The 16,840-nt window shown below is 61.3% G+C and carries 13 protein-coding genes; 6 read left to right on the top strand and 7 right to left on the bottom strand.

The genetic code is table 11. The features are described from left to right. Positions 1-677 precede the first annotated feature (677 nt). Entirely contained in the window at positions 678-1,940 is a 1,263-nt protein-coding gene (locus Mschef_RS16960) for an efflux RND transporter periplasmic adaptor subunit (protein ID WP_081130398.1), read from the top strand. 85 nt (positions 1,941-2,025) lie between these two features. Here Mschef_RS16960 and Mschef_RS16955 read toward each other — a convergent pair whose 3' ends face one another. Further along, on the bottom strand, positions 2,026-2,949 hold the full coding sequence (locus Mschef_RS16955) for a LysR substrate-binding domain-containing protein (RefSeq protein WP_081130397.1): 924 nt from the start codon (positions 2,947-2,949) through the stop codon (positions 2,026-2,028). Between the two features lie 199 nt (positions 2,950-3,148). Between Mschef_RS16955 and Mschef_RS16950 the strand changes: the two genes are divergently transcribed. Further along, the gene (locus Mschef_RS16950) at positions 3,149-6,259 is read left to right on the top strand and encodes an efflux RND transporter permease subunit (protein WP_081130396.1); all 3,111 of its coding nucleotides are present in this window, start codon (positions 3,149-3,151) and stop codon (positions 6,257-6,259) included. Positions 6,260-6,370: 111 nt separating this feature from the next. Here Mschef_RS16950 and Mschef_RS16945 read toward each other — a convergent pair whose 3' ends face one another. The 5 genes from Mschef_RS16945 to Mschef_RS16925 all read right to left on the bottom strand — a co-directional run bounded on the left by Mschef_RS16945 (position 6,371) and on the right by Mschef_RS16925 (position 10,040). Beyond that, positions 6,371-6,700, bottom strand: coding sequence for a type II toxin-antitoxin system RelE/ParE family toxin (locus tag Mschef_RS16945; RefSeq protein ID WP_081130395.1), 330 nt, complete (start codon positions 6,698-6,700; stop codon positions 6,371-6,373). After that, complete coding sequence (locus tag Mschef_RS16940; RefSeq protein WP_081130394.1) at positions 6,697-6,975, bottom strand: ribbon-helix-helix domain-containing protein; 279 nt, start codon at positions 6,973-6,975, stop codon at positions 6,697-6,699. The genes Mschef_RS16945 and Mschef_RS16940 overlap by 4 nt, the downstream gene beginning before the upstream one ends. Positions 6,976-7,230: 255 nt before the next feature. Next, positions 7,231-7,977 carry an IS21-like element helper ATPase IstB gene (gene istB / locus Mschef_RS16935; protein ID WP_081130393.1) on the bottom strand — a complete coding sequence of 249 codons (747 nt, stop codon included), beginning with the start codon at positions 7,975-7,977 and terminating at the stop codon, positions 7,231-7,233. Then, on the bottom strand, positions 7,967-9,499 hold the full coding sequence (gene istA, locus Mschef_RS16930) for an IS21 family transposase (RefSeq protein WP_081130392.1): 1,533 nt from the start codon (positions 9,497-9,499) through the stop codon (positions 7,967-7,969). Before istA ends, istB begins: the two co-directional genes overlap by 11 nt. A 235-nt stretch (positions 9,500-9,734) precedes the next feature. Then, positions 9,735-10,040, bottom strand: a complete 306-nt coding sequence (locus tag Mschef_RS16925; RefSeq protein ID WP_081130391.1) for a hypothetical protein — start codon at positions 10,038-10,040, stop codon at positions 9,735-9,737. A gap of 162 nt (positions 10,041-10,202) precedes the next feature. Between Mschef_RS16925 and Mschef_RS17550 the strand changes: the two genes are divergently transcribed. Further along, complete coding sequence (locus Mschef_RS17550; protein ID WP_136256464.1) at positions 10,203-11,060, top strand: hypothetical protein; 858 nt, start codon at positions 10,203-10,205, stop codon at positions 11,058-11,060. A 75-nt stretch (positions 11,061-11,135) separates the two neighbouring features. Further along, entirely contained in the window at positions 11,136-12,344 is a 1,209-nt protein-coding gene (locus Mschef_RS16915; protein ID WP_425480099.1) for an ISAzo13 family transposase, read from the top strand. A 10-nt stretch (positions 12,345-12,354) separates the two neighbouring features. On the opposite strand, the gene Mschef_RS16910 is transcribed toward Mschef_RS16915, so the two are convergent. Beyond that, positions 12,355-12,540: a hypothetical protein gene (locus Mschef_RS16910; RefSeq protein WP_081130388.1), complete on the bottom strand. Its 186-nt coding sequence runs from the start codon at positions 12,538-12,540 to the stop codon at positions 12,355-12,357. 288 nt (positions 12,541-12,828) lie between these two features. Between Mschef_RS16910 and Mschef_RS16905 the strand changes: the two genes are divergently transcribed. Further along, a complete protein-coding gene (locus tag Mschef_RS16905; RefSeq protein WP_081130387.1) occupies positions 12,829-14,967 on the top strand; it encodes an ATP-dependent nuclease in 2,139 nt (712 codons plus the stop codon). A gap of 1 nt (position 14,968) precedes the next feature. Further along, positions 14,969-16,768: a UvrD-helicase domain-containing protein gene (locus Mschef_RS16900; RefSeq protein WP_081130386.1), complete on the top strand. Its 1,800-nt coding sequence runs from the start codon at positions 14,969-14,971 to the stop codon at positions 16,766-16,768. The last annotated feature ends 72 nt before the right edge of the window (positions 16,769-16,840 follow it).

Below are 16,840 nucleotides of genomic sequence, written 5' to 3'. Positions count from 1 at the left end.
AGGCTGTGTCAGTTTTCAATGCGCGCCGTGGGACAATGGCTGCTCCATCAACAGGGGGCTCGCTGTGACACGCTTGATTTCGCTCAGGTAAACCCCCGGCTCTGCCGGGGGACTCACCAAGGTTCGACCGTTCCGGCGGTCGGTTTCACCCACGCAGCTTTTAGCTTTTGATTTTGACCGATGGCGAAAAGGCCCCTTTGAGGGGCCAGCCATCGTAAAGCCTCCGGCTTTGCCGGAGGATACTTAGCGATAGTTAACAAATAACTTGCTCAATCAGAGTGTGAGGGCTAGTCTTGCAGGATGCAAGGCGAATCCACTGCGTACACCGATTCAATTTATCAACCAGACCGATGTCGGGTGATCATTGAACCGAACGTGATCGGCAAACGTAGTCGCGTTGTCGAGCGTGTCGGTGAAGCCCGCGATCATTGCTTTCACCCACAGCTCCGCATCAGAAGGTCGGGTGATCCGCCGTGGTGTTGACCACTAGGTTTTCTTGCGCCAAGCCATCAACTAAGTTGCTCACGATCAACGAGCGAAAGGCTTACAGTGCAACGGCTTTGGCGCGGTGGCATTGGAAATGGCTGGCCTCGCGCAGCCATAGCACCTTCGTCGTGAGCATGCGGACGCAGTAGGCAGCGTGCTTTTCAGGTCGTTGTATCGGGGATCGTAGTCGAATGTCGCGAACCAAGTGGATCCTGACAGGCATCGTCATTGTCATCGCGGCACTGGTCGTCTGGCACGTCTTCGCCGGCCATGGCAACGCGCAAGCCGGGTTCGGCAAGAGTGCGCCTGTACCCGTCACGATGGTACCGGTCGCAATGGAGAACGTGCCGATCTACCTCACGAACCATGGCACGGTCACCCCGATCAATTCCGTCAACGTGCAACCCCAGGTTGGGGGCGAGTTGATGCAACTGGATTTCACGGAAGGCGATCCAGTCACGCAAGGTCAGGTCATCGCACAAATCGATCCACGTACGCTGCAGGGGGAGCTGGACCAGGCCACCGGAAAGCTGCAGCAAGACGAGGCGCAGTTGAAGACGGCAAAGGCCAACCTAGAACGCTCGGAGAACCCGCGGTACGCGCCGTATGTCGCTCAGATCGACCGCATCACGCAGCACAACACCGTGTTGCAGTACCAGGCGGCCGTTGCGGCCGACAACGGATCAATCAAGGACGTACGGGTGCAGCTCGGATTCACCCGCATCACTTCCCCCATCGATGGTGTGGCGGGCATTCGCCAAGTGACGCCAGGCAACGTCGTGACCCCCAGCTCGACGATCGTCACCATCACCCAGATGCACCCGATCGACGTGTTGTTCACGCTGCCCGGCAAGTACCTTGACGAAGTCCGGGGCGCTCAGGCGAAAGCGCCGCTGAAGGTGGCGGCCATCGACGCATCGAACCAGGCGGTGGCGGGCGACGGCGCGCTCAAAGTCGTCAACAACCGGATCGACCCGGGTACGGATACCTTCCAGTTGAAGGCCGAGTTTCCGAATGCGAACGGCCGGCTGTACCCCGGGCAGTACGTCAACGTGCGCCTGGAGCTCGGTGCGGAGGCTGGTGCGCTGGTGGTGCCGACCACCGCATTGCAGCACGGACCGGATGGAGACTACGTGTGGGTCGTCACCGGCAAGAAGCCGACCGGCCGCAACGTCCAGCAAGGCAGCAAGCCCCAAGATACGCTCGCCAAAACCGGCGGCCAGCACCCGGCCCGGTACGTTCGGGTACAGGCGGTCACCGCTAGCGGTGACGCGGGTGACGCCGGACAGGTCATCACCAAGGGGCTGATGGCCGGGGAAGTGGTGGTTACGTCCGGTCAGTTTCGCCTCAAGGAGGGTAGCCGGGTGGTGCCGATTGCTCCCGCCGACACTTCGGCATTGCCGGCTGCTGGACGCAAAAGCGCGCGGACGTACACGAACGCGGCGCGGCTATGAGCCGCGTGCGCAATCCGCCGCATAGTGCGGCATTGAAGCCTGCTAACCCGCCGCCGTGCCGGGATCGCCGCGCACGAGGCAACGATCATTTGATCGCCTGGTCGGCGGCCGGTGCGATGGGGTATCTTTCCATTTGGCGCTGCGCTTCGCTGTGAAGCCACTGGCGAAAGGCGCCCAATGCCGCGTCTTCGGTGCGTACCGCCCGGAACGCGAGATACCAATTTTCGTAACGCTGGCGCGGAACCCCGAACGGGGCAACCAACAGCCCCGACGCCAGCGCATCGCTGATATACGGAAGCTGGGCCACGAGGACGCCGACGCCATCAAGTGCGGCCTGCACCGCCATCGCCGAACTACCGAACGATACCTCTCGCAACGCGCCGCTGGATTTGACGCCAGACGCCTTGAACCACCAATCCCACTGACTACGCAGGTGTGCCACCACGACGACAGGAACCTTGCGCAGGTCCCGCTGTTTGTGCAATTGCCTGGCCAGTGCACGCGTACACACCGCAACCAGCGTGCTCGGGAACAATTCCTCGGCCGTATAGCCCGGCCAATCCCCGTTGCCGCGCCGCACGGTGCAGGTCCAGTCGTCGCGCAACGGATTCATGAGACCGCCCGTCGCGATGCGCACCTCGATATCCGGGTGGTCGCGGTTGAACGTTGCAAGGCGAGGGATCAGCCAGTGCATGGCCAGTGCCGGGGCGACGCCAACCGTCAGCACCGGGCCCGCCCGCATCGCCCGCACTTCGTCGGTCAGACGCGTAATGGCTGCAAACGCGCTTTGCAGACCCGGCTGGTACGCGCGCCCCTGATCGGTCAGTTCCAGTGCGTTGGCGTGACGCTTGAACAGCGGGAACCCGAGCCCGTCCTCCAGCAAGCGCACCTTCTGACTGATTGCGGCAGGCGTCACATGCAGCTCGACGGCAGCCGCAGCAAAGCTGCCAAGCCGCGCCGCAGCCTCGAAGGCACGCAATCGATTCAGCGATGGCAGATGCTCGCTCATGTACTCAACCAATAGTTTTTATTTTGCTTAGCCATCGACTAAATTAGTCACGATCACCGCGTGATCGTCTTACATTACACCGATCTTTGAGTTTGACGACGCCATGCCGGAATCCAATCTACCGATAGTAACGCTGTTTCTTGGTGGCACCCCGCGTGTTGCTCGCACGACCGGCTTCGCGGGCTAGGCGCCGTCCAGCATGAATCTCTCTGCACCATTCATCACTAGGCCGGTTGCTACCACGTTGCTGATGGCCGCGATCGTGTTGCTGGGATTCATTGCGTTTCCACACCTGCCGGTCGCGCCGCTGCCGTCGATCGACTTTCCGACCATCCAGGTGACGGCAACGCTGCCCGGCGCCAGCCCCGAAACGATGGCTGCGTCCGTGGCCACGCCGCTGGAACGCCAGCTCGGTCAGATCGCCGGCGTCAGCGACATGACCTCGTTCAGCGCACAGGGTGCGACGTCGATCACGGTCCAGTTCGATCTCGACCGCAACATCGACTCGGCTGCGCAGGACGTGCAGGCGGCCCTGACCGCTGCCAGCAAGTCGCTGCCCACCACGATGACGACTCCGCCAACGTGGAAAAAGCTCAACCCCGCCGACGCTCCGATCCTGATCTTGGCCGCGACCTCACGCTTGCTGCCGCTCACCACAGTCGATGACGACGTCGACAACCTCCTCGCGCGCTCGATTTCGCAGGTATCGGGAGTGGCCCAAGTAGCCCTTGGCGGCGAACAGCAACCGTCCATCCGGGTGCAGGTCAACCCCGCCAAGCTCGCGTCGCTGGGTTTGACCCTTGAGCAGGTGCGGCAGGCGTTGGTTGCGGCCAGCACCGATGCCGCCAAGGGCGCGCTCGATACCGCGACGACGGGTTTCGCGATTGCCGCCAACGACCAACTCACCGAGGCGCAAAAATTCCAGCAGGTGGTCATCGCCTATCGGAATGGTGCGCCGGTTCGCGTCGAAGACGTGGGACGCGCCATTTCCGCCGCGGCCGATCGCACCGCGGCAGCGTATTACAACGGCCAGCCCGCGATCCTGCTGACGATCTACCGCCAGCCCGGTGCCAACGTCATCGATACCGTGGACCGGATCAAGGCGCGGTTGCCGGAGCTGACTGCCAATCTCCCTGCGGGCGTGGACGTCCAGACCGTGCTGGACCGCACGACCACCATCCGGGCGTCGGTGCGCGATGTCGAGTTCACGCTCGGACTCACCATCGTGCTGGTGGTGATGGTCGTGGCGTTGTTCCTGCGCAACCTCCGGGCGACCGTGATTCCCGGAATCACGATCGCGGTGGTACTGCTCGGGGCATTCGCGCTGATGTGGCTGTTCGGCTTCAGCCTGGACAACCTGTCGCTGATGGCGCTGACGATCGCGGTGGGATTTGTGGTGGACGATGCGATCGTGGTGATCGAGAACATCTACCGTCACATTGAAGCGGGCGAAGCGCCGCGTGCTGCTGCCTTGAACGGCGCGCGCGAGATCGGGTTCACCGTGCTCTCGATGAGCCTGTCGCTGGTGGCCGTACTGCTGCCGATCGCGTTCATGAGCGGCATCGTCGGGCGCCTGTTTCGCGAGTTCGCGTTCACGGTGGTTGCTGCGGTCGTGGTCTCGGCCGTCGTGTCACTGACTCTCGCGCCGATGCTATGTGCGCGCTGGATCCAACCGGTGCGCAGCTCACATGGCGTGTGGTATCGCCGGATCGAAACTGGCTTCGAGTGGTTGACGGCCGGCTATCGAAAAACCCTTGACTTGGCGCTGACGCACGCGCGTTGGATGCTCGCCGCGTTCCTCGCGACCGTGGCGCTGACACTGATCCTGGCATGGTCCATTCCCAAAGGGTTCTTCCCTGTGCAGGACACCGGTCTCATTGGGGCCTTGGCGGATGCTTCGCAAAGCGTGTCGCCGCGGGAAATGCGTAGGTTGGAGCGCCAGATCGACGCCATTGTCGGCCGCGACCCTGCCGTGGCGGGAGTCGCCTCGTGGACCGGCAGCACCGGCGGCAACGGGTTTGCGCAAACCCAGAACACCGCGCGCTACTTCATCGTCCTGAAACCACGATCCGAGCGCAGCCTTTTGGCGCCGCGCATCATCGAGCGGTTGCAGCACGCGCTGCACGATGTGAACGACGCGACGCTGCACATGCATGCGACCCAGGACATCACCGTCGGTGGGCGTACGTCGCGGGGCAATTTCCAGTTCACGCTGCAGGACGCCGACTTCGACCAACTGCGGCATTGGTCGGGCAGTATGCTTGCTGCAATGCGCAAGCTGCCCGAGATCGAGGGCGTCGCGAGCGACCTGCAGGATTCCGCCCCCCAACTCACCGTCGACATCAACCGGGCCAAGGCTGCGAGCCTCGGAGTGTCCGTCGACGCCATCGACAACACGTTGGACGACGCCTATGGCCAGCGCCAGATCAGCCAGTACTTCACGCAGGTCAGTACCTACCCGCTGATCCTCGAAGTGACGCCGACTCAGCTCCATCGTCTAACGTCGCTCAACGATCTGTATGTGACGTCCACGACGACGGGCGCAACCGTCCCGCTGTCCACGTTCGTAACCATCAATACCGACACCACAGGTCCGCTTTCCATCGTCCACCAGGGCCAGTTTCCGGCCGTGAACCTGTCGTTCAATCTCGTCCCGGGGGCATCGCTTGGACAGGCGGTGACCGCTATCCGGCAAGCCGCGCGCGATATCCACCTGCCCGAGAGCGTGTCCGGCACGTTCACCGGCAACGCCGGCGCGTTCCAGAAATCACTCGCCAGCATGCCGTTCATGGTCGTGCTGTCCCTGCTGGCCGTCTACATCGTGCTGGGCATCCTGTACGAGGACTTCATTTACCCGCTGACGATCCTGTCGACGCTGCCGTCGGCGAGTCTCGGCGCACTGCTCGCGCTTTACGCGGTGCACATGGACCTGTCGGTGATCGGCATGATCGGCTTGATCCTGTTGATCGGCATCGTCGAGAAGAACGGCATCATGTTGGTCGACTTCGCGATCGTTGCCGAACGCGAACGCGGGCAGGCCCCCTTGCAGGCCATTCGCGAGGCCTGCCTGCTGCGATTCCGCCCGATTCTCATGACCACGACCGCAGCCTTGCTTGCCGGCGTTGCGCTCGCGGCAGGGAGTGGCACTGGATCGGCGCTCCGCCGCCCACTCGGTATCACGATCATCGGCGGCCTGATTCTCAGCCAACTGCTGACGCTGTACACCACGCCCGTCGTGTACCTGTACCTCGACCGGATGCGAGCGCGAATCCGTCAACGTCGTGCAAACCGTATCGAGGGCGCTGTATAAGTTTCGATGCGGCTACCGCAACAGCTGCTTCGCGGCAATGGGATTCGTACATCGAATGTCGCCTTGGGGCCAATGCGGAAACTGACCATAGGGCTGGCCGCACGCTGCGGATCAAGTGCCGCCGTCGTCAATGACATCAGGTAGCGCAGACGCGTAGTCCTGCCCGCCGTAGAACACGCCGAGGATGGACACCTGTTTGGTACGGGTGTCGACGGCAAACGCGATCACAGCCCGCTTGCGGTAGTTGGTCACACGTACACCCGAACGAATATCGTCACGACGCGTGCCGCGTTCCGGGAACGTGGCGAGCGAGAAGCAAAACTCCGCGATGGCATCCGTGTACCGATCTGCGATTTGCGGCGAAGCGGCTTCGGCAATGTAAGCATTCAACGCGATGAGCTGGTCACGAGCCTTCGGTGACAACGTGACGGTGTACGTCATCCGCGCGCGACACGCCGGTTGCGAGCTTCCGCGAGCGCCGCGCGTACCTGGTCCGGGGTGAGCGCCTTCGACGGATCGGCCCTGAGTTCGTCGTAAGCGGCCACGACTTCTGTGCGCAGCCATCGCTCAATGGCCCGGTCTCGCGCCATCAAGCTGCGCAGGCCTTCGCGGATCACTTCGCTTTCGGTGGCGTACTCGCCGCCGGCGACCTTGGCCTTCACGGCATCAGCCATCTCGTTCGGCAGCGTGATGCTGAATTGTTGGGTGGAGCGCATCTCGCAATCTCCGGCGTGTATGATTCAATCATACTCTGATTTCTCGCGGTAACCTTGTTCAGTTGGTACCCATCAGCCGAGGATTTGGGCCTTCCTGCTACTACAGCCCGATCCCGTGCGGCACGCAGTCAACTTTGTCGTAGAGCCTCTGTGCGTATTTCGCCATATCCCACAAAGTGCCACCCTGATACGCCTCGGCAAGTCGATCACGTTGACCGGTCCCGGCATATTCCCGGGACCAGTGATCAGCGCCCGTCACGTTTCGGAGGATCGGCCGTTCTTGCGTCGCATCGAGTCACCCTTGAGTTCAAGGACGTGGTTGTTGTGCAACAGACGGTCGAGCACGGCGTCGGCGATGGTAGGTTCGCCCAGGTAGTCATACCAGGCCCTGGTCGGCAACTGCGAAGTGATCAGCACCGATCCGCCTGGAACCCGGTCGTCGATCACTTCGAGCAAATCCTGCCGCCCGCGATCGCCGACCGGTGCGACACCCCAGTCGTCGAGGATCAGCAGACGCGCCTTGGCGAGTTTGGTCCGCAACGCCGGCAAGCTGCCGTCGGCATGCGCAACTTCCATGTCCTCCAACAGTCGCGGCAAGCGCTGATACCACACCGGATAGCCCTTGCGCACCGCCTCCAAGCCCAAGGCGCAGCTCAGCCAGGTCTTGCCGGTGCCAGTCGCGCCGGTGATCACTAAATGCTGGCCACGCGGGATCCACTGGCAGGTCAAGAGGTCCATGACCTGCCGTTTGTCGAGGCCACGCCGGGCGGAGAAGTCGATGTCTTCCGGGCAGGCGTTGGGGATCTTCAGCCTGGCGGCCTTGAGCAGCCGACTGACACGGCGGTTTTCGCGCTGGGCCAGTTCGGCATCGACCAGCAGGCCGAGACGATCATCGAAACCCATCGACTGCACCGCGGGGTTGTTCAACTGATCCTGATACGCCTGCGCCATGCCGGGCAGGCGCAAGGTCTGCAGGGATTGGTGGGTCTGGTTAACCAGCATGGCCTGCCTCCTGATTTCCGTAGTAGGCGGCACCGCGCAAGTTCTCGTGCGGCGGGAGGCGGCTCGCGGTTTTCGCGTCGGATACGCTTTCCAGATGATTTTGCAGGATCGACCGGATGCTCTTCAGGGTTGGCGACTGGATCGCCAGCGCCTTCGCGCACGCAAGCTCAAACCGTTCCTGACCGTGCGTGCGAGACAACTTTTGCAACCCGGCGCAGGCGTTCAGCGCGCCCGCCGGATGACGCGCGTCGGTGAGGAGCTTTTGCACCACCGCCAACGCTTGGGGCCCTACACTTTGCGCCCACTGCAGGTAACGGTCCGGCGTGTGGTCGGCCCATGCTCGGTGGTGTTCCGGCATGTGCTCCCGATCGGTGGTCTTGCCACCGACGACTTCGGAACGGACGTGCGAAGCGACCCGCTTCCTGCCACACAGGATCTCGACCGTGGTTGGCGTAGAACGCGCGTAAACCTCCTGCTGCACCAGCCGATACGGCACCGAGTAGAAATGCCCCTTGACGCTGATGTGGTAATCCGGCGGCACGTGCAAGGGCCCGAACCAATCCCCGTACTCGTAGCGCCGCGGCAGCGGCAGCAATGCCGGCCGGTCGATCGCTTCGAACCGCTCGCGTCGGCTCTGCTGGTAGTGGCGCATCACCCTGTTATTGACGATGTCCACGCATTCGGCGATCGCCGCATTGAGCTCGGCCAAGGAATGGAATACGCGGTTGCGCAGTCGAGCGATTCCCCAGCGCAGGAAGATCAGCACAGCTCCCTCTACCGTGGGTTTGTCCCTGGGGCGTCGCGCACGCGCCGGTAGCAGCAACGTGCCGTAATGTTCGGCCATGTCGAGGTAGGCCGGGTTCAATATTGCGTCTCGGCCGGCCTTCAGCACGGCGGATTTGAGGTTGTCCGGCACCGTGATCTTCGGCACGCCGCCCAGCGCTTCGTACCACTCGCTGTGCGCGCGAATCCAGTGCTCCTGCTTCTGTGAGGGAACGCCCAGTGCGAACAGCAACCCGGCCACACCCGCCGTCGCCACGAAAATTTCCACGACGTGGATTTCGCCGGTGGCCGGATCGACCCACTGCATCCGTGTTCCGGAGAAATCCACGAAGCCGCGCTCGCCCGGTTCGTACTGCTGACGCATTGACAGCGCATGCCGACCGGCCCACGCCACATAGAGTTCGTTGAACCGGCTCATCTCGTAGGCCGTGGCGGGCTCCTCCTCCTTGTACTCCAGCCAAAGCAGCGTACGTGTCACGCCTTTGCGCTGCAGTTCGCGGTGAATGTACGTCCAGTCGGGCAGGCGCTTGATCGCGCCGCTCGGCGTGCGCTTGCCGAACTTGGCCTGCAGCGCCGCGTCATCCAGTTCGAGTAACGCGTCGAGTTGATAGTGGTTGGCCTCGGCGACCTGACGGTAACGCCGGATAGTGTTGTAGGCCACGCGCAGCTGCCGTCCGATTTCCCGGTTACTGAGGGACGTCGAAAGCGCCAGCCGGATGGCCGTCCGCAAATCGTTCATAGAAAAACTCCCAAGACGGCCCACCACCCAGGGAGCGGCTGCAGCTCCGGCGGACCAGGATTGGGGGAACAGGCGACCCGGGCCGGAACGGCCGAAGGGCTTGACATCGACTGGGGAGTCGGGGAGTATTGCAGACACAGTAAGCGGCAATACCCGGACGCCTTGGAGCCTAGTGAACTCCGAGGCGTTCTCGTTTTTGCGCCTAAAAAACAGCCGTGACGTTCAGATCATAGGTTCAAGGTGCACCTCCTCGAATCGTCGTGCTGGGGCGGCAGTGTTCATCGCGCTCGCGCCACAGCCACGCGGCGATGTCGACCACCATCGCAAAACGCCCTCGGCGTCCCCTGACTTCGAAGGTCGCGATCGGTACCCGCCCGCGCTGGTGGGCTTTCCGGAACGCATCCTGCGTGGGGTACCCCAGCGCCCGCGATAACCCACCGCCACCGACCGTGGCGCCCAGTGCGCGGATCAGCCGCGCTTCGAACACCTCGTAGGACTCAAGCGCTGTGGAATGACAGACATCGACCGGGCGCGGGCACATCAGTGAAACCATCGGCGGGACCATCGCGGACTGGGCTGGTTGCGCCGATGATGGGGTTTCACCTCCGCGCGTGCAAAGTGTACGGGTCACGTCCAAAGCGATACACCCCCGCACAACCAAGACCCAGCGTGACAACGGCGGACATTTCCGCAACGATGGGGAATGCCTATCGGATTCCAGGCTCCGCTACCGCCCACTGACGGCTGGGTTGGCCACAAAAAAGAAGTGAAGCGGGTTCGCGGAGCGGCGTGCTACGCAGCGCTGGCCGCGCATTTCGGCACGGATTCGCCGAAGGAACTGGAGTGGCGCGTCGATGGCCGTAGGCCCTATGGACGTGATGGCGACCCGTCGATTTCCAACAAATACCGGCGCTGGCGCCAAGGTAGGGCACTTCCGAGCGATGAAACGGCTGCGCGCGTGATTGAACGCTCGGGCGGCAGCGTCCGGTTGGGCTTCTGGCGGGACTTGCCGTTGTGGGAGCTTTTGGCGCCCGAGCCGCCACCTATGCAACGAATCCACCGACTGTTGGAAACATCACCAAAACCGATCAGGCGCATCCTGTTTTTCAATTCGGTCCCGGACATCATGGGCCGGTTTTGCCATACGCTGCCGGAACGCGATCAAACGCTGGCCATCCGCAATCAGTACTCGCTCGATGCCCTCATCGTGCTGCTCTGTCTGGCGCGGAAGGGTGAGATGCTTGAGGACGATCCGCAACACCACCTACCTTCGGCCTGCGCGTTCGACATCTTGCCCAGAGTCCTTTACACCCACTGGCCACTGCGATACCGCTGGGAGCATCTGTTCGCGTGCCTTGACCGAATCTACTGGCAGCGCGTGTACCTGGATGGATCGTGTTACATGTACCCCATCAAGAAGATGCGAGCCCATCTCATGATGCTCGATGCTGATCCTGCGGCAAAGCTCCCGCAAAAGTCGGGCAAGCGACTTCGTGTGATTTGCGATGATCCGCTCAGGCTGGCGGAAGAGCGCATCTTGCGCGCGATTTCGGTGACCTGATCACCGCAAAACGCGAAGGTGTGATTCATCGCCTCGGTTCAGCGATCACGATGCTCCGGCGCACGCAAATCCACGATCAAGCGGCGATGGGAGGTTCTGCGCGGAGTGCTTGATGAGCGCCAGCGCCGACTGTTTGTGGGCGTCGAGGCGCTGGTGCTGGGGCGCGGCGGCATCTCCCATGTCGCGGCGGCGACGGGGGTCTCGCGTCGTACGGTGCTCTCCGGGCTGCAGGAGGTTGGGGCGCTTGCTACGCGCGGGGATGCGGCCCCGGGAGATGGAAACGCAGGGGCTCGGGTGCGAGCTCCTGGCGCAGGGCGCAAAAGGCTTGCCGAGAAGGACAGCACGCTGGTGCCCGAGTTACTCGACCTGGTCTGCCCGGCGACGCGCGGCGATCCGCAATCTCCCTTGCTATGGAGTTGCAAGAGTTTGCGGGTGCTGGCCGATGAACTCCAGGCGCGCGGCCACGTGGTGAGCCACGTCGTGGTAGGGCGGCTGCTCAAGGCCCAGGGCTACAGCTTGCAAGGCAACGCCAAGGTCATTGAGGGGCATCAGAGCCCGGATCGCAACGCCCAGTTCGAGTTCATCAATGCCACGGTGAGTGCAGCCCTGGAGGCGGGGCAACCGGCGATCTCGGTGGACACGAAGAAGAAGGAGTTGGTGGGGCCGTACAAAAACAACGGGCGCGAGTGGCACCCCAGCGGCGAACCGGTACAGGTCAAGGTGCACGACTTTGTGGATCCCGACCTGGGGCGCGCCAATCCCTACGGGGTGTATGACATCGGGGCGGACGCGGGTTGGGTGAGCGTGGGCACCGATCACGACACCTCGGCGTTTGCGGTGCAGACGATCCGGCGTTGGTGGTTTGCCATGGGCTGCCCGCTTTACCCCGAGGCCCGGCAACTGACCATTACCGCCGATGGGGGCGGCAGCAACGGGCATCGGGTGCGCCTGTGGAAGCTGGAGTTGAGTCGCCTCGCGCAGGAGACGGGGTTGACCATCCACGTCTGCCACTTCCCGCCAGGCACCAGCAAGTGGAACAAGATTGAGCACCGCCTGTTCTCGTTCATCACCATGAACTGGCGCGGCCGCCCCTTGATCAGCCATGAGGTCATCGTGAATCTGATCGCCAACACCCGCACGCGCAGCGGCTTGACCGTGCACGCCGAACTCGACGCCGGCCTCTATCCCAAGGGGGTGGGTGTCTCGGACGCCGACTTCGCCGCCATTCCCATCGACCGCAACGCCTTCCACGGCGACTGGAACTACACCATCAAGCCTGCATAGAAGTGCATACCTAATTTGTTAACGATCTCTTAGGAAACACGTCGGCGTGGGTGAGGCCATCCTTCGTGAGAAGTGCCGCAATGCGCTCGCGAAGGTCATCGAGCTTTTCCTTGCGCAGATCAACCTCGCGCTGCCTGGCCTTTGCAATCAGCTCGTGCAGCTGGACGTGGTTGAAGCCCTTCAGATCCAGTGCCATGTGAGTTCCTTGAGTTTTGTGTTCGATGAATTCCAGCGGGGAATACTGACCCTGTAGGGTCGCACTGTGCCACTCAGCTCGCCATGACGCCAGCGTGCGTGGTCGCTCCTTGCTACGGGTTGAAGGCTGTGACTGTCGCGCCTCGGCCCTAAGCGGATAGCACGCATTTCTGATTCGCTCATCAATGCGTGCCATCAGGTAAAGTCGCCGCCAGGCGTAACCTTTAGGCTTGGATGGCGCCTGTCCGCCCGAGACGCCACGAAACTTCGATAGACTAGAGAACGGATCATGCATATTTCAAAGATCAGCCTCGTCAACTATCGCAATTTCGCCAATGCGAAGCTGATCTTCAACAAGGGTATTAACACCATCATCGGCGAGAACGGCTCTGGGAAAACCAATCTGTTTCGGGCGATCCGACTTCTGCTGGACGACAACCTTCTGCGCTCAGCGCATCGGCTCGACGAGAAGGACTTCCATCGAGGCCTTGAGCAATGGCAGGGCCACTGGATCATCATCAGCATCGAGTTCCAGGAGGTCTCGCAAGACGAGGCCATTCAGTCGCTCTTTCTGCATGGCACCGGCAGCATCGGCGCCGGCGCCGTCTCCAAGGCCACATACAACCTTATCTTCCGGCCGAAAGTCGATGTCCGGCTTCGCCTGTCGGAGCTGACCGAAGGGGACCGCGACGGGATGGCCGCCATCCTTTCCGGGATTTCAATCGAGGACTACGAGACCATCTTCACCGGGAGAAGCGAGGCGGACTTCAACGACCCTGTCACCTATGCCGAGATCGTCGGCGACTTCAAGAGCGCCAAGTTCGGCAAGGAACTTGACCACCCCGCGGTCGGGTCGCGTGTCTCCGTCATGTTGTCGGTCTCGAAAGAGATCTCCTTCACCTTCGTGCAGGCACTCAGGGACGTCATCGCCGAGTTCCAGAACAATCGAACCAATCCGCTGCTCAACCTGCTCAAGCGCAAGAGCGGCGAGATCGATCCCGTCACATTCCTGCCCATAACTGAGAAGGTCAGGGAACTGAACGACGCCATCGAAAGACTCGACGACGTCCAGACGGTACGCTCGGACATCGTTGGCACTATCAAAGAAGCAGCGGGCGAGTCCTATTCGCCTTCGTCGCTGTCGATCCGATCCGACCTCTCCGACGAGGCCGACAAACTCTTTCAGTCGCTCAAGCTGTTCGTGGGCGAGACGGGAAACGGCTATGAGGGCGCGGTTCACGAGCTCAGCCTCGGTGGTGCGAATCTGATCTACCTGACATTGAAGCTGCTCGAGTTCAAGTATCAAAAAGCCAACCAGTCATTCGCCAACTTCCTGCTGATCGAGGAGCCGGAGGCCCACATCCACACCCATATCCAGAAAACCCTGTTCGATCGCCTGAACTTCGCCGATACCCAGATCATCTATTCGACCCATTCCACCCATATCTCCGAAGCCAGCAACGTCGAGAACATGAACATCCTCAGCAGGGTTGGCAAGGGGTGCGAGACCTACCAGCCAACTACCGGCCTTGATCCCGTAGACATAGGCAATATCCAGCGCTACCTGGACGCGGTTCGCAGCAATCTGCTTTTCGCCAAAAGCGTCATGCTGGTGGAGGGTGACGCCGAGGAGATCCTCATCCCCATATTGGTCAAGAAGGTGCTTGGCATCACGCTTGACGAGCTGGGCATCAGTTTGATCAACATCCGCAGTACGGGATTTCAGAACGTCGCCGTGCTTTTCCACGATGATCGAATCAAGAAGCGATGCGCGATCGTCACCGATTCGGACGCGACCTTCTTCGATACCACGCCTGCACCGGCCGACGACGCCGCGCTCTCCAAGTTCAAGTCCAGGTGCGCCAGCGCGCAGACCAAGGGCCTCGCACGAAAAGCGGCATTGGACGCCTTCTCCCATGGCAACCCATGGGTCGAGTGCTTCTATGCTCCCCACACCTTCGAAGTCGATTTCGTTGACGCCGGCAACGCCGAACGGGTCATTGGAACGATTGCCGGCGTCTATAAGGATCCGGCAACGATAGCGAAAGCCAAGACCGAGCTAGAGTCCAAGGATATCGCCGTTTTTGGCAAGCGTGCATTGCTGATGGCGAACTACGAAGGGAAAGGGTGGTTCGCCATCGCGCTCGGCAACCAGATCGATCACGAGGTCATCATCCCTGACTACATCGTGGAAGCGATCCATTTACTGCGCCCCGCCCTGTCGACGGACGTCTGGTTCCACATTCTTAGCTTCCGCCTGGCATGCATCGAGACATCAGGCATGTCGACGCCGGATGTCATCCAAGACGCCCGCGATGCCCTGGCGATGTTCAGGTCAGGGGAAATGGACCTGGCCGCAATCAAGGCACTGATGCTGGTGACCTTCACCTCCGATCCGATCAATCGGATTCTCAACAAGGTCGGCTAACGTGACAGTTTGGGTCAACCACGATCTGAATGAGCCGCAAAAGGAGGCCATCCGCGAGGCCGGCAGCGTCTTCTTGGTCGCGTGCCCCGGCAGCGGGAAGACTAGGACACTGACATTCAAGATTGCCGAAGAACTGTCGAAGTTGGAGTCGCCGCGGCAATGCCTCGTGGCCATCACTTATACGCACCGGGCGGCGGACGAAATCAAGGGACGCATCGAGCGACTGGGTGTCGATGCGTCCCGCCTCTGGATTGGCACGATCCACTCCTTCTGCCTGGAATGGATACTGCGACCCTATGGGATCTATCACGACAAGTTGAAGCACGGATTCTCGGTGGCCAGCACCAACGACTCCGAGAAGCTACTGACCGATCTGTGCGCGCCCTATCGCTCGCCCAAGGTGACCTATTGGGACTGCGGCTTCTACTTCACCAAGGATGGGTACACGCTGACCTGCCGCGATTCGCGCAAGCACGGCGCCATCGATGAGATTCTCGAGGGCTATTTCCGTGCGCTCTCGAAGGACCGGAAGATCGACTTCGAGCTCATGCTCTACTACGCCTACGAGCTGATCTCGGAGAACCCGTCGATCGCGAAGCTCCTGTCCGGCATCTTCCCCTTGATCCTCATCGACGAGTATCAGGACACCAAGGAAATCCAGTACTCGATCGTCTCCAAGATTCTGGCTGCAGGCGCAGGACAGACCAGGGCGTTCGTTGTCGGCGATCCCAACCAGGCCATCTTCCAGTCGCTTGGAGGGTTCGCGATCACCCCCAAGGAATTCGCTGCGCTGTCGGGTGTCGCCTTCAAGGAAGCCGAGCTCACCTACAATTACCGATCCTCGGAACGCATCATCAACTACTTCGGCCATTACGGCCTCTACGGTTCATCGATAGAGGCCGCGTCCAAGCACAAGGCATACCCCAGCATCATCACCTACAACGCGACGACCAGTAAGGATGACCTGGAAGACCAACTAGTGGCGCTGATCCGCTACAACATCGACACACTGGGGATCGAGCCTTCAGAGATATGCATTCTCGCGCCGCAGTGGGTGCACCTGGCAGGCATGACCCGGCGACTGGTGAACCGACTGCCTGAGTACGAGTTCGACGGCCCAGGGATGGTGCCTTTCGCCCGAGACCCCGACAATTTCTGGTACAAGCTCGCTCGCATCGCACTGACCAGCGCATCGCCCGAGTTGTATGTCCGCAGGCTGCGCTGGGCCAAGGAAGTCCTCATTGAACTGGATGCTGCCGGGGTGTCGAGGGCAGAGATGACGCCCAAGCGACTTCTGAGGGAAGCCAACAACATTTGCTTGGCCGAGACCGATGGATTGAAGTACGTAGAACTGTACTTTGGAACTCTGTTTTCCGCACTCGGCGTCGATTTCACTGCCTTTCCAGCACTTCAAGATCAGTACGTTTCGTTCTTCGAGAGCTCTACCGCCCGGATCGAACGGCTTAGAAAGGAAGGCACGCAGTTCATCCGGGAGATCGCTGCGTTCCGGCGTGTTTTCCGTGACCGCTCCGGAATCACCCTATCAACCATCCACGGCATCAAAGGGGATGAGTACGATACGGTCATTGCCTATGCGCTGCTGGAAGGCATGGTCCCGCATTTTGCGGATACTGATGGAAGCAACAGCGCAAAGCGCCTCCTATACGTGATCGCTTCGCGGGCGAGGAAGAACCTGCACCTCATTGCCGAACGTGGTCGACGAAATGGTTTGGGTGACGAGTATGTTCCAACGGATGTACTGCGCAGATATCGGTTTAACTATAACTCTGTAGCAGAGTGATGCTCCGGGACTGAGCCCTCGCGGCTAGGCATATGGTGAGCGCACGGACTGCTCCTGCCACCATTTTGCTAT

It is taken from the genome of Metallibacterium scheffleri (genome assembly GCF_002077135.1).
GTDB lineage: Bacteria > Pseudomonadota > Gammaproteobacteria > Xanthomonadales > Rhodanobacteraceae > Metallibacterium > Metallibacterium scheffleri.
The sequence above is the reverse complement of the archived record's forward strand: the minus strand, read 5'-3'. Positions and strand labels throughout refer to the sequence as shown.

Bases quoted from the DNA above. Each gene is read 5' to 3' on its own strand.
- Mschef_RS16960 (WP_081130398.1), top strand. From the start codon at position 678: ATGTCGCGAACCAAGTGGATCCTGACAGGCATCGTCATTGTCATCGCG.
- Mschef_RS16955 (WP_081130397.1), bottom strand. From the start codon at position 2,949: ATGAGCGAGCATCTGCCATCGCTGAATCGATTGCGTGCCTTCGAGGCT.
- Mschef_RS16950 (WP_081130396.1), top strand. From the start codon at position 3,149: ATGAATCTCTCTGCACCATTCATCACTAGGCCGGTTGCTACCACGTTG.
- Mschef_RS16945 (WP_081130395.1), bottom strand. From the start codon at position 6,700: ATGACGTACACCGTCACGTTGTCACCGAAGGCTCGTGACCAGCTCATC.
- Mschef_RS16940 (WP_081130394.1), bottom strand. From the start codon at position 6,975: ATGCGCTCCACCCAACAATTCAGCATCACGCTGCCGAACGAGATGGCT.
- istB (WP_081130393.1), bottom strand. From the start codon at position 7,977: ATGCTGGTTAACCAGACCCACCAATCCCTGCAGACCTTGCGCCTGCCC.
- istA (WP_081130392.1), bottom strand. From the start codon at position 9,499: ATGAACGATTTGCGGACGGCCATCCGGCTGGCGCTTTCGACGTCCCTC.
- Mschef_RS16925 (WP_081130391.1), bottom strand. From the start codon at position 10,040: ATGTGCCCGCGCCCGGTCGATGTCTGTCATTCCACAGCGCTTGAGTCC.
- Mschef_RS17550 (WP_136256464.1), top strand. From the start codon at position 10,203: ATGCCTATCGGATTCCAGGCTCCGCTACCGCCCACTGACGGCTGGGTT.
- Mschef_RS16910 (WP_081130388.1), bottom strand. From the start codon at position 12,540: ATGGCACTGGATCTGAAGGGCTTCAACCACGTCCAGCTGCACGAGCTG.
- Mschef_RS16905 (WP_081130387.1), top strand. From the start codon at position 12,829: ATGCATATTTCAAAGATCAGCCTCGTCAACTATCGCAATTTCGCCAAT.